The organism is Hymenobacter chitinivorans DSM 11115 (assembly GCF_002797555.1).
GTDB lineage: Bacteria > Bacteroidota > Bacteroidia > Cytophagales > Hymenobacteraceae > Hymenobacter > Hymenobacter chitinivorans.
Map to the genome: position 1 here is coordinate 772,731 of NZ_PGFA01000001.1, position 12,064 is coordinate 784,794.

The following is a 12,064-nucleotide window of genomic DNA, read 5'->3' on the forward strand; positions in this document are numbered from 1 at the left end:
GCTGGAAATTACGGCGGATTTGCGAAGAACCCCGCGGTAATTGTCCAGCCAGCCTTGTCTTGCCGTGGCCCGCTCCGGCAGCATATAGAAACGCCCAAATATTCGCCGGAAGCCCGGAAACGATTCTGGCGCTAAGCGGGTTATACTAGGCCGGACAATGCCGGCAAACACGGTTTTTTACCTGATTTTCCGTACTTTTGTGCCATGACCACCAAACCACAAATCGACTACGACGAGGATGTACTCCTGCTGGAAGAAACCATCGACGTGCGCGACCTAATCGTGTACAACGATGATGTAAATACCTTCGAGCACGTCATCCGGACCCTTATCGACGTGTGCGGCCACGAGCCGGAACAGGCCGAGCAGTGCACCCTGCTGATTCACCACAAAGGCCAGTGCACCGTCAAGCACGGGGCCTACGAGGAACTGGCCGACATGTGCACCGCCATTCACGACCGGGGTATTTCTGCCGACGTACTCTGATTGCTGATTGTTACGGGTTGATTGTTGGTCGTTTGGCTGACGTTCAACCAACAATCAGCAATCTACAATCAACAATTACTGAATGGAGTTTCCTTCCAAGCTGATAGAAAACGCAGTTGGTGAGCTGGCCAAGCTGCCCGGTATCGGGCGCAAAACGGCCCTGCGCCTCACGCTGCACCTGCTCAAGTCCGAAACCGAAGCTACCAGCGCCCTGGCCGAGGCCCTGGCCAAGATGCGCTTCGAAATAACCTACTGCCAGACCTGCCACAACATCTCCGACACGGAGGAGTGCAGCATCTGCGCCAACAAGCTGCGCGACCATAGCCTGGTCTGCGTCGTGTCCGACATCCGCGACGTTATTGCCATCGAAAACACCGGCCAGTACCAGGGCGTGTACCACGTGCTGGGCGGCGTGATTTCGCCCATCGAGGGCATCGGCCCCAGCGACTTGCATATCGACACGCTGCTGACCCGGATTCCGGAGTCGGAAATCAAGGAAATCATCCTGGCCATCAGTCCCACGATGGAGGGCGACACCACCGCGTTTTTCCTCTCGCGCAAGCTGCGCGAGTTTCCCGATGTGCACATCAGCACCATTGCCCGCGGCATTCCCATGGGCGGCGAGCTGGAGTACGCCGATGAAATCACCTTGGGCCGCTCCATTGTGGAGCGTACCCGGCAGGTGAAATAAAGGGGCTACGCTATGCCGTAGCGGGCTCCAGGCTGGAGTAAGGCTGCGGCTGCTCGTGGCGCGAGACAAGTTGCATGGTTCCGGTTCTGCGTCCTCGCAGAACCGGAATTTTTGTTTCAACTGGTATCATATACAGTACTAAGCCGCCGGCCATGGCGCAAAAGAAGCTAACCAGACCAAAAATGAGGGCAATGCCCAAGTGGAAGCCCACCGCTAGCCAGATCAGCTTTTTGCGCTGCTGCGGGGCCATAAACAGGGCGCCGAACAAGCTGACCTCGAAAATCATGGTTCCCCACGTCAGCGACGTTACGATGTAGGCATTGGTCAGGGCAGAAGCCATAATGCTGTGCATCCAGTCGGGGTAGCCGAAGAGCGGGTCATTAAAGAAGTAGTACACGGCCGTCCCGTTTTTCCACTCGTCGAGCTTGTACATTTTTTCGATGCCGGCATGGAAATACAGTACCGCCATCTGCAGGGCAATCAGGGCCAGGGCGCCGCGGGCAATAAAGTTGGCGTAGTAGTTTGGGTTGGCCTGGGGCACGTTTATCCAGTGGTTTTTCCGGCCATCGAGCAGGGTCACCGGCACCAGCAGCATCGTGATAATAGAGCCAATCTGGTCACCGCCCTCGACAATGCTTCCCGACTGGAAAAAGCTGTAGGTGACTATCCAGTGCAGAATGCCGGTGTAGCGCGGAAACACGCCGGAGATTACGACCAGCAGCACCACAATGCTTAGGGCGTACGCATAATTAAGGTGCTCAAAACCAAAGAGGAAGAAAATATTGAAGCTCTCCAGGGAAGCATCCAGGCTCATCTTGCCAAACAGCTGCTGGTCGAAGAGCACGGCTGGGCTGCTGAGCAGCAAGGTAATCAGGGTGCCGAGCGCAATCAGGCTGCGCCCCAGGCCATATACCCACGTGAAAGGGTTAACCGAAGCGTAAGAGTCCAGGGCGCGTAACGTGTTCTTATACATGGCGAAGCTTAGTTAATAGTGAGTTTCAGGTAGCGTTCAGGATTGGTATAATGCTCCGGGTACTGGGCCCAGGCCCAGGGCGTAATCGTGTAGCGTTTCACGATGTAGGTACCCTTCTGCAACTGGTTGAATTGCGTGCTGGAATAGGGAATGTGTACCGTAGCAATGGTATCGGACCCAATCAAGTCCTGCAAAGAGTAGCGCTGGTACTGGTCCCAGTCTTTTTCCTTGACCTGGGCCATAACCCGGCTGAACTCCATATTGGCCCGGCGGCTTCGGCGGGAAAAACCGAACAAATTTTCCGGGTCTGCATTCTTATGGGTTGCGACTTCCAGGCTTTTATCGGGGCGAATTCGGTAGAGCACATTCTTCTCGTCCCGGGGGCTTTTGGTGAAGAATCCCCAGCCTTCGGGCAGCAGTACACTAAAGGTGTAGCGCTCCTGAAACGTTGTTTCCGTAGCGTTTACGCCCACGGATGCCTGCACCGCTTTCGAAACCAGGACAAAGCCCAGGGCTAGAATGGCGAGGTAAAAAGAGAAGCGTTTGATTTCCATAACGAGCAGATGGTAAGGTGGAATAGAATAAGTGGAGAGTGCCGCTGAAGTGGGGGCTGATTTACTGATAGAAAGATAGGAGCAGGCCTGCTTCAGCTAAATTCTATTACACAAACGCCCTGTTTATCGGGATAAACAGGGCGTTTGCCAAACCGTAAGCACATTTGGAGCCCGCGCAACGGCCCGACTCCAGAGGCACCGTGCGGTGGTACGGCAAAAAACCACAGGCAACCATTCAACGGAAGGTTACCTGTGGTTTTTTGTGCCTGGGCTGAGAGGCCCCGGCAGGCTTACTGCTGGCGCGGGGTGCTACCAGCCGCCTGGGACCTCACCGCAGTTAGCGTGCAGCCGCCTGCAGGAAAGCCAGGTCGCGAACCAGCTTTTCCTTTTCCAGATTGGCCCGCTGCTGCATTACGGAGCTAACCTGGCTGTCGGAGCTCTGGTCGGCGCCTAAGGTCACGAAATAGTAGAAGGCAAAGGCCTGCCAATAATACACGGCAATAACGTAGCCCGTGTCGACTTCATCCTCGGCGGCCAGACCGGTTTCCGAGCCGCTGGTACCTACCGCCGCTTTGGCATCACTCAGGTAGCGCTCCAAATCCTCCTGCTTGCTAAAGTTGTATTTGCTCAGATCCAGCTTCCGCAGCTGGTCGGCGCGGCGGCTATGCTGTAGCGCGGGAGAAAACGACAGGATTGCCGTCTTATGCAGCGCGGCGCCTTTGTTCAGGCTAGCCTCGATGCGGTTGAAGTTCTGGGAGGAAATAGCGGCCTTGAGCTCGGCAAAGTAGCCCGGGTTCTGCTGCTTCACCAGCTGGGTGATGCGCTGCGCCGTTTCCTGCTGCTTTTGCTGCTGCTCGGGGTGCTGACGCATATTTTTGGCCATAATTGCGCGCAGCGGCGCGAAGTACGGAATGTGGGCCGCTACGTTGCCCTGCATCAGGAAAATGCCCTGGAACAGCTCCTCGCCGCTGTAGCTGGCGTTGGCAACGTGGGTAGTCTCGGCCGGAGATGAAGCCGGCGCTACCTGGTCCTTGCTGCAGCTCATCATCAGGGACGTACCCACGGCTAACAAGCCCAGCGCTTTAAACGAAGTCGATTTACGGAAATAAGAAAGCATAATAGTGGAGCTGAATTAGAATACAGGATAAGTGTAGTTGAATCCGGCCGGGAACAGCTGGCGCCGCTGCTCCCGGCTGGAAGGTTAGTGCTGGGAGCCGGCGAGCAAGGCCAGGTCGCGAACGAGCTTTTCTTTCTCCAGATTAGCCTGCCGCTGGATTACCTCGCCTACCTGGCTGTCCGAGTTTTGATCAGCCCCAACGTAGAGTACAAGTGGCCAAGCGTAATAATACCAGAAGGCTACATCGAGAACAATCCCCCCATCTATCACCACACCTTCTTCCAGCTGAGCGGCAACCCCGGCTTCGGTAGCGGCATGGTCGCCGAGATCTTTGGCATCGGACAGGTACCGCTCTACGTCGGCCTGCTTACGGAGGTCGTACTTGCTCAGGTCCAGCTGCTTGAGCAATTCTGCCTGGTGCCGGTGCTGGGCACTCGACGACAAAGACAACGTCGCCGTCTTGTGCAGGGCGGCCCCTTTGCGCAGCGTCTCCTCAATGCGGCTGAAGTTCTGGGACGCAACGGCGGCCTGGAGCTCGGCAAAATAGCCGGGATTCTGCTGCTTCACCAGCTGGGTGATGCGCTGCGTCGTTTGCTGCCGTTTTTGCTGTTGCTCAGGGTGCTGGCGCAGGGTCTTGTCCAGAGCCGAGCGAAACGGAGCAAAGTAAGGAAGCTGGGCTGCGACCCGGCCCTGCATCAGGAAGATGCCCTGGAACAGCTCTTCGCCGGTGTACTGAGCTGACGCTTCGGTGCTGGCGGCGACGGGCGTGGCGGCGGGCTGCACCTGTTCTTTGCTGCAGCTCATCATCAGGGAGGTACCTACGGCCAGCAGGCCCAGCGCTTTAAATGAAGTCGATTTACGGAAATAAGAAAGCATAGCTAGATAGAATTAAAGAGGGATAAATAAATCGTTAGTTACATATAGTTGGGAGCATAATCGGTTAGCCACGGCCCCAGCGTGGGTTGGCTAGCGCAGGCTGCCGGAAAGGAAGGCCAGGTCCCGGACCAGTTTTTCCTTCTCCAGATCCGCCCGCTTCCGCACTACCTCGCTGATTTGGGCATTAATTCCCTCTTGCTCATTGCCCAGTACGATGCCCGGATAAGTATCACAGTACCATAGTAGTACGTAGACAATGGCCAATCCATCATCGATGATAAGTAGCTCGTCCTGAGCCGCAACCCCGCTCTCCGTTCCGGTGCCGGCCACGGCCTGCGACTCCTGCAGGAACCGCTCAAAATCAGCTTGCTTGGTGAAGTCGTATTTTGCGAAGTCAATCTGCTTAAGCGCATCGTTGCGCTGCTGCTGGTGTTTGCTCAACTGGGTTGCGGATACAACCTGTTGCAGGGCCGTATGATGCAGGGCGGCACCCTTACGGAGTGCTTGCTCAATCTGGTTGAAGTTCTGAGAAGCAATGGCCTGGCGCAGTTCCGCAAAGTAGCCTGGGTCCAGGGTACGAACGGCGGCCACTAGGCGGGCCGCTATAACTTGGCGTTTTAGCTGCTGCTCGGGGTGCTGCTTGCGGGAGCCCAAGGCTTTGCGGGTTGCCTCAAAAGAGGGAATCTGGGCTGCGACCCGGCCCTGCATCAGAAAGATGCCCTGGAACAGCTCCTCGCCGCTGTAGCTGGCCGAAGCCACTTGGCTGGTAGCGGTAGGGGCCGAAGCCGGCCGTACCTGTTCTTTGCTGCAGCTCATCATCAGGGACGTACCCACGGCCAACAGGCTCAGGGCCTTCAGCGAAGTCGATTTACGGAAAGTGGCGAGCATAATCGAAATAGAATAAATGGATAGCTAAAACAAGGATAGGTATAAGGTAGCTGGTCCCAAGACCCGTGGAAAGCTCCTGCTTAGTGGAAGCCGGCCGCCTCCCACGGGTTCCTAGGTAATTGGACGGCCTAGTTCAGGCTCAGGGCAATTTCTTTGATGAACTGCTCTTTTTCCAGGTTGCCGGGGCCGTCGGTGGCATCGGTGCCGGCGGGGCGCCACAGCAGGGCGGCGGCGTAGACGGCCACCGTGGCTACCACGGCCACGTTCACGACGGCTACGGCTTCCCATACCACGGCGGCCACGACGGCGGCCACGGTCAGGCACATTTCCAGCTCATCCTGCTGCATCAGCGAAGCTTCGTCGCCGGTGCCCGATTCGGCCAGCTTCTGCTTGGCATCCTGCATAAACTGCGTGACGCTGGCTTCCTGCTTGAAGTCGTACTTGGTCAGGTCCATCGACTCCACCAGGGCCTTGCGCTCCTGCACCGCTCCGGTCGAGCGGCCGCCCAGGGCCGCGGCCTGAATCAGCATGCCGCCTTTGCGCATCGTGACGTCAATCTTGGCGAAGTCCTGCGAGGCTACGGCCGCTTTCAGCTCGTCGAAGTAGTTGGGGTCCAGCTTGCGGACCAGTGCCACGAGGTAGTTGTTGCCTTTCAGGCGGTTCTGCACGTAGTTGGGGTCGCTCTTGGCGGCTTTTTCCATGGCCAGGCGGAACGCGTCAAGGGTGTGCAGCTTGGTGGCAATTTTGCCTTCCATCAGGAAGATGCCGCGGAACAAGGTCTCGCCCGAAACGCTGGCTTGGACGGAGCTGCTGGCCGCCGGGGCCGGAGCCTGCAGCTCATCTTTCGAGCAGCTTACGGCCAGGAAAGAGGTGAGGCCGAGCATCATGGCAGCCTTCGAAATACCGGAATTGCGAATGTAGGTAAACATAAAAATAGAGGGTAGAAGGTAGAAAAATGTGAAAAGTGAAGAGTGAAAAAGTGAATAAGCTAGGGTTAGATTATGCCGGCTGTTTGCTGCCCGCAGAGGCCAGGCGGCGCGGCGGGCGTTTAGTTTAAGTTGAGGGCGAGCTGCTTGATGAGCATTTCTGCCTCCAGCTTACTTTCGCCCGACTGATCGGCGACGTACTCGAAGAAGGCGTGAGCCACCTCGGCAATGAAGACCGACACGCTCTGGTAGGCGATATAGTCGCCGGACTGGTACACCATCACGAACGAAGCTTCAATCTGCTCCATCACGGGCGCTACGTCCTGGCCGGCGGCGGTCAAGGCTTGCTTGGCGTCCTGGGTGTAGCGGGCAATGTCCTGCTCCTTGCTAAAGTCGTAGCGCTTCATATCCAGGGACTGCAGCACGCGCTTGCGTTGCAGGTAAGTCTGCTTTTGCGTGTCAGAGGTGAAAGCGTTAAGTGTTACGGCTTCGTTCAGAGTCGTGCCCAACCGGATAGCGGCCGTGATTCGCTCGAAGTTCTGGGACTTAATAGCCTGCTGGAGCTTGTCGAAATACGTGGGGTCCAGGCGGCGGACGGCTTCCACGATATGGTCGATATTGCGGTGGCGGACGGCAGCCAGGCCCGGGTGCAGCTGAATCTGCTTGCGAATGGTGGTGCGGTACGAGTCGAAGGCCGGTACCTTGGCCGCTACCTCGCCTTCGAAGAAGAAGATGCCGCGGAACAGTTCCTCGCCGGTGTAGTCCTGGGTTTTGTGCTGGGCTACGGCCGGAGCCGGGGTGGCCTGATCTTCTTTGCTGCAGCTGGCCAGCACGGCCGTGCCCGCCAGGAATAAGCTCAGCGTACCGAGCGAAACAGAGTTACGAATAGAGCTAAGCATTTTACGTAGGGGATAAAAAGTATAAGATGAAAATAGATAAGGTGAAGTATAGCGTGGCCGCACCGCTGGCGAGCAAGAACCGCTCGGTAGCACTAGCGGCGTAGGGCTACGCGGCTAAGCGGAAGGGGCAGGCTACTACCCGCGGCCGGGCTTAGTTAAGGTTGTCGGCCAGCTCCTTGATAAGCAGTTCCATTTCCAGCTGGCTGGTGCCCGATTGATCGGCCAGCTGCTCAAACCAGGCGTGGACGCTCTCGGCAATGACCACCGAGGAGTACTGGTAGGCAAAGACGTCGGTTTGCTGATAAACGAAGGCGTATTCCACCTCGTCTTGGATGGGCTGACTCGACTCGTAGCCCGCCTCGGTCAGGGCCTGCTTGGAGTCCTGCACGAAGCGCTTGAGGTCCTGCTCTTTTTTGAAATCGTACGCGGCCATGTTCAGCGACTGAATCACCTGCCGGCGCTGCAAAAACGCCTGCTTTTCTTCGGGGGAGGTCAGGGTGGCCAGCGCGGCGGCTTCGTTCAGAGCCGTACCCTTGCGAATGACCCCTTTGATGCGTTCAAAGTTCTCGGACTGGATGGCCTGCTTGAGCTCGATGAAGTACGTGGGGTAAATGCTGCGTACACCTTTCACCAGCGCATCCACGGTGTGGGCCCGCTTCACGAGTACCTCGTGGTGCTGGGTGCCGGCCCGGCGAATCGTGGCCCGGTAGGCGTCGAAGGACGGAATTTGCTCGGCTACGCGGCCTTCGAAGAAGAAAATGCCCCGGAACAGCTCCTCCCCCGAGTAATCAACTTTTTCCTGCTGCGACTTGGCAGTGGGAGCGTCGGGCGCAATTACTTCGTTGGGGCCGCAGCTCGGAGCCAGCAAGCTGACGGCGGTTATCAAGCCCAGGGTTTTGAGCGAGGACAGTGAATACACGGGTGGTGCCATGCTGAATAAGAGATAAGATAAAACAAGAGGATAAGGCTGGTAACTCTGACTTCGATAGCAAGCTTACGGCACTGATTCTTAACCACCATGCTTATGGGATATACTCCAGGATTGTAAGGACCAACGGGCCGTTGCGCCGGGATACAGCGTAAGTGCGTAACTTTCGCCGCCCCAATCCGCTGCCCTTTTTGCACTCCGTGAAGCTGTCCATCGTCATTGTTAATTACAACGTCTGCTATTTTCTGGAGCAGGCCCTGTTGTCGGTGCGGCGGGCAGTGGAGAAACTCGGGGCCCCGGCCGAAGTCTTCGTCGTCGACAACAACTCCGTGGACGGCTCGGTGGCCATGGTGCGGGAGCGGTTTCCGGAAGTTATTCTGATTGAGAATAAGGACAATCCCGGCTTTTCGAAGGCCAACAACCAGGCCATGCGCGTGGCCCGGGGCGAGTATATTCTGCTGCTCAACCCCGATACGGTGGTGGAGGAAGACACCTTCCGGGCCTGCTGCGACTTTATGGACCAGCACCCCGACGGTGGGGGCCTGGGCGTGAAAATGCTCGACGGGCAAGGCAAGTTTCTGCCCGAAAGCAAGCGGGGGCTGCCCACGCCGGCGGTGGCTTTCTATAAGATTTTCGGGCTGGCCAGCCTGTTTCCCAAGTCGCGCACGTTTGGGCAATACCACCTGGGCTACCTCGACAAGGACCAGGCCCACGAAATTGAAGTGCTCAGCGGAGCCTTTATGCTCATGCGCCGCACCGCCCTCGACCAGGTGGGCCTCCTCGACGAGGACTACTTCATGTACGGCGAGGACATTGACCTCTCGTACCGCCTAACCCAGGGCGGCTGGAAAAACTACTATTTCCCCGGCACCCGCATCATTCACTACAAGGGCGAGAGCACCAAGCGTACCAGCGTCAACTACGTGTTTGTGTTTTACCGGGCCATGGTGATTTTTGCCCGCAAACACTTTGCTCCCGAGCGCGCCGGTACGTTTTCGTTGCTCATCAACCTGGCCATCTGGCTGCGGGCGGGCATGGCCGTGGCCCAGCGCCTGCTGCTGCAGGCCGCCCCGGTGCTGCTCGACGCGGGCCTGATCTACGGGGGTATGTACTTTCTGAAATCCTACTGGGAGCAGAACCACAAGTACGTGCGCACCGACTACCCGCCCGAGTTTATGCTGGTGGCCGTGCCGGCCTACATCGTGGTGTGGCTCACCTCGGCCTTCTTCAGCGGGGCTTACGACCAGCCCACCAAAACCGGCCGCATCGTGCGCGGTATCTTCGTGGGTACGGTCCTGATTTCGGCCTTTTCCAACTTCCTCGACGCCTACCGCTTTTCCAAGGCCCTCATTATCCTGGGCGGGGCCTGGAGCATTGCCGCCATGGTGGGCCGCCGCTTGGCGTTTCACTTCTACCGCTACCGCGACCTTCGCCTGAACGAGCGGCGCCAGAAAAACGTGGCCATCGTGGGCTCGGCCCAGGAAAGCGGCCGGGTGCGCCGCCTGCTCGAAACGGCCGCCGTCCAGGCCCGCATCATCGGCTACGTCACGCCCGCCGCCGAGGTCGTAAGCCCTACTTCACCAACTCACCACTTCACTCATTCACCGGACGACCCGCTGGGGGAAGTCCGGCAGCTCGACGATATTATCCGCATCTACGACCTGGATGAGCTGATTTTCTGCGGTAAGGACCTCTCCGCCAGCCAGATTATTGCCCTCATGGTGAGCCTGCCCCAGGACCCGCCGGTGGCCTACAAGATTCTGCCCGAGGACAGCCAGTATATCATCGGCAGCTCCTCGAAAGACTCGCCCGGCGACTACTACGCCCTCGACATTGCCCTGAACCTCTACCAGCCCCAGCTGGCCCGCACCAAGCGCGTTTTCGACGTGCTGCTGAGTGTGCTGCTGCTGGCCGGGGCTCCGCTGCTGATTTGGGCGCAGAAGGAGAAAGTCGGGTTCTTGCGCAACTGCCTGCGCGTGCTGGGCGGGGCCGCCACCTGGGTGGGTCTGCGCCACGCCGTGGGGCCGCGCCGCACGGCCCGCGCCATCCTCTCGCCCGCCGATGCTGCCCACGCTTCCGCGGCGCTGCCCGAAGCTACGCGCCGCCGCCTGGAGCTGCTCTACGCCAAAGACTACGAGTCCTCGATGGACGTGAGCATTCTGCTGCGCTGCCTGCGCGAACTGGGCCGGCAAAGGTAAGCTGCCCGCCCTTGACCACTGCTTAGGCTTCCTTTTAGCTTCAAACAATTCTGCCCAAACAATTTAAATTGTTTGGGCAGAATTGTTTGAAATACGGCTCCTCTCATTTTGCCGGCAAAACCAAGGTGTAGCTGGCTGGTTATGGCCCAGGGTCAAAGGAGTAGGCCGGCGGGAGCCGCCGTAAATCCGTACTTTTGCCGGCCCCACCCCAACCCGTTTCTTATGCTTAATTCTGACGCCGTGCTGACTACTTCCGTCGTATCCGACCGCATCAACGCTTTGCAGGAGCCCCAAACCATTGCCATGGCTAAAAAGGCCCGCGAGCTGATGGCCCAAGGCGTGGATGTGATTAACCTGAGCTTTGGCGAGCCCGACTTTGAAACCCCGCAATACATTCGCGACGCGGCCAAAAAGGCCATGGACGAGGGCTACACCAAGTACATGCCCGTGCCCGGCTACGTGGATCTGCGCCAGGCCATTGCCGACAAGCTCAAGCGCGAAAACCAGCTCGACTACCAGTGCGAGAACATCGTGGTGAGCACCGGGGCCAAGCAGGCCCTGGCCAACGCCGTGCTCAGCTTAGTGAATCCCGGCGACGAGGTCATCGTGTTTGCGCCCTACTGGGTGAGCTACGAGGAGATGGTGCGCCTGGCCGAGGGCGTGACCGTGACGCTGCTGGGTACCCTGGAAAATGACTACAAAGTGACGGCCGCCCAGCTGGAAGCCGCCATTACGCCCCGCACCAAGCTCATTATGTATTCCTCGCCCTGCAACCCCACGGGCGCGGTGTTTACGCGCCAGGAGCTGGGCTCCATCGTGGAAGTGTTGACCCAGCACCCGCAGATTCACGTCATTGCCGACGAAATCTACGAATACATCAACTTCGTGGGTGAGCATGTGAGCCTGGCCCAGTTTGCCGAAGTAAAGGAGCGGGTTATTACCGTCAACGGCTTCTCGAAGGGCTACGCCATGACGGGCTGGCGCGTGGGCTACCTGGCCGCTACCAAGCAGATTGCCGCGGCCTGCGAGAAATTCCAGAGCCAGATTACTTCCGGCACCTGCTCGGTGGCCCAGCGCGCGGCTTTGGCGGCCCTGGAAGGCGGCCGCACCTCGGCCGACGAAATGGTGGCCGCCTACCGCCGCCGCCGCGACCTGGTGGTGGAGCAGGTCAAGGAAATATCGGGCTTTAAAACGCCTACCCCCAGCGGGGCCTTCTACATCTTCCCCGATGTCAGCGCCTACTTCGGCCGCACCACGCCCGCCGGCACGGTCATCCACACGGCCACCGACCTAGCTCTCTACATGCTCAGCGACGCCCACGTGGCCGCCGTCACGGGCGAGGCCTTTGGGGCGCCCAACTGCATCCGCTTCAGCACCGCCGCCGCCGATGAAAAGCTCCGTGAAGCCTTCCGCCGCATCAAAGTGAGTTTGGATAAGCTGGTGTAAACGACCTACGCTTTGTCCTCCTGAGCGCAGCGAAGGACCTTCCTCGCCTCAGTTACAAGCCTGATTCAACGTACGAAGCCCT

At 58.4% G+C, this 12,064-nt stretch carries 12 protein-coding genes; 4 read left to right on the top strand and 8 right to left on the bottom strand.

What is annotated here, in order from left to right:
* The first annotated feature begins 204 nt into the window (after window positions 1-204).
* On the top strand, window positions 205-486 hold the full coding sequence (locus CLV45_RS03160) for an ATP-dependent Clp protease adaptor ClpS (RefSeq protein ID WP_100334938.1): 282 nt from the start codon (window positions 205-207) through the stop codon (window positions 484-486).
* Between the two features lie 82 nt (window positions 487-568).
* The gene (gene recR, locus CLV45_RS03165) at window positions 569-1,177 is read left to right on the top strand and encodes a recombination mediator RecR (RefSeq protein WP_100334939.1); all 609 of its coding nucleotides are present in this window, start codon (window positions 569-571) and stop codon (window positions 1,175-1,177) included.
* A gap of 10 nt (window positions 1,178-1,187) precedes the next feature.
* Here the strand turns inward: recR and CLV45_RS03170 are convergent, their stop codons facing one another.
* The 8 genes from CLV45_RS03170 to CLV45_RS03205 all read right to left on the bottom strand — a co-directional run bounded on the left by CLV45_RS03170 (window position 1,188) and on the right by CLV45_RS03205 (window position 8,341).
* On the bottom strand, window positions 1,188-2,150 hold the full coding sequence (locus CLV45_RS03170; protein WP_100334940.1) for a sporulation-delaying protein SdpB family protein: 963 nt from the start codon (window positions 2,148-2,150) through the stop codon (window positions 1,188-1,190).
* Between the two features lie 8 nt (window positions 2,151-2,158).
* Window positions 2,159-2,704 (bottom strand): SdpA family antimicrobial peptide system protein, encoded by a 546-nt coding sequence (locus tag CLV45_RS03175; RefSeq protein WP_100334941.1) that lies wholly within the window; start codon window positions 2,702-2,704, stop codon window positions 2,159-2,161.
* A gap of 337 nt (window positions 2,705-3,041) precedes the next feature.
* Entirely contained in the window at window positions 3,042-3,821 is a 780-nt protein-coding gene (locus CLV45_RS03180) for a hypothetical protein (protein WP_157807255.1), read from the bottom strand.
* Window positions 3,822-3,905: 84 nt separating this feature from the next.
* On the bottom strand, window positions 3,906-4,697 hold the full coding sequence (locus CLV45_RS03185; RefSeq protein WP_100334943.1) for a hypothetical protein: 792 nt from the start codon (window positions 4,695-4,697) through the stop codon (window positions 3,906-3,908).
* Between the two features lie 90 nt (window positions 4,698-4,787).
* A complete protein-coding gene (locus CLV45_RS03190) occupies window positions 4,788-5,585 on the bottom strand; it encodes a hypothetical protein (RefSeq protein WP_100334944.1) in 798 nt (265 codons plus the stop codon).
* Between the two features lie 128 nt (window positions 5,586-5,713).
* Window positions 5,714-6,514, bottom strand: a complete 801-nt coding sequence (locus CLV45_RS03195; protein ID WP_100334945.1) for a hypothetical protein — start codon at window positions 6,512-6,514, stop codon at window positions 5,714-5,716.
* Window positions 6,515-6,633: 119 nt separating this feature from the next.
* Window positions 6,634-7,410: a hypothetical protein gene (locus tag CLV45_RS03200; protein ID WP_100334946.1), complete on the bottom strand. Its 777-nt coding sequence runs from the start codon at window positions 7,408-7,410 to the stop codon at window positions 6,634-6,636.
* Between the two features lie 151 nt (window positions 7,411-7,561).
* Window positions 7,562-8,341: a hypothetical protein gene (locus tag CLV45_RS03205; RefSeq protein WP_157807256.1), complete on the bottom strand. Its 780-nt coding sequence runs from the start codon at window positions 8,339-8,341 to the stop codon at window positions 7,562-7,564.
* Between the two features lie 152 nt (window positions 8,342-8,493).
* Between CLV45_RS03205 and CLV45_RS03210 the strand changes: the two genes are divergently transcribed.
* Both CLV45_RS03210 and CLV45_RS03215 read left to right on the top strand, forming a co-directional pair.
* Window positions 8,494-10,536, top strand: coding sequence for a glycosyltransferase family 2 protein (locus CLV45_RS03210; RefSeq protein WP_211289896.1), 2,043 nt, complete (start codon window positions 8,494-8,496; stop codon window positions 10,534-10,536).
* A 222-nt stretch (window positions 10,537-10,758) separates the two neighbouring features.
* Complete coding sequence (locus CLV45_RS03215; RefSeq protein WP_100334949.1) at window positions 10,759-11,982, top strand: pyridoxal phosphate-dependent aminotransferase; 1,224 nt, start codon at window positions 10,759-10,761, stop codon at window positions 11,980-11,982.
* The last annotated feature ends 82 nt before the right edge of the window (window positions 11,983-12,064 follow it).

What these genes read in the sequence shown, in the direction of transcription:
- CLV45_RS03195 (WP_100334945.1), bottom strand. Translation starts at nt 6,514, where the DNA reads ATGTTTACCTACATTCGCAATTCCGGTATTTCGAAGGCTGCCATGATG.
- CLV45_RS03200 (WP_100334946.1), bottom strand. Translation starts at nt 7,410, where the DNA reads ATGCTTAGCTCTATTCGTAACTCTGTTTCGCTCGGTACGCTGAGCTTA.
- CLV45_RS03205 (WP_157807256.1), bottom strand. Translation starts at nt 8,341, where the DNA reads ATGGCACCACCCGTGTATTCACTGTCCTCGCTCAAAACCCTGGGCTTG.
- CLV45_RS03175 (WP_100334941.1), bottom strand. Translation starts at nt 2,704, where the DNA reads ATGGAAATCAAACGCTTCTCTTTTTACCTCGCCATTCTAGCCCTGGGC.
- CLV45_RS03180 (WP_157807255.1), bottom strand. Translation starts at nt 3,821, where the DNA reads ATGCTTTCTTATTTCCGTAAATCGACTTCGTTTAAAGCGCTGGGCTTG.
- recR (WP_100334939.1), top strand. Translation starts at nt 569, where the DNA reads ATGGAGTTTCCTTCCAAGCTGATAGAAAACGCAGTTGGTGAGCTGGCC.
- CLV45_RS03185 (WP_100334943.1), bottom strand. Translation starts at nt 4,697, where the DNA reads ATGCTTTCTTATTTCCGTAAATCGACTTCATTTAAAGCGCTGGGCCTG.
- CLV45_RS03215 (WP_100334949.1), top strand. Translation starts at nt 10,759, where the DNA reads ATGCTTAATTCTGACGCCGTGCTGACTACTTCCGTCGTATCCGACCGC.
- CLV45_RS03160 (WP_100334938.1), top strand. Translation starts at nt 205, where the DNA reads ATGACCACCAAACCACAAATCGACTACGACGAGGATGTACTCCTGCTG.
- CLV45_RS03190 (WP_100334944.1), bottom strand. Translation starts at nt 5,585, where the DNA reads ATGCTCGCCACTTTCCGTAAATCGACTTCGCTGAAGGCCCTGAGCCTG.
- CLV45_RS03170 (WP_100334940.1), bottom strand. Translation starts at nt 2,150, where the DNA reads ATGTATAAGAACACGTTACGCGCCCTGGACTCTTACGCTTCGGTTAAC.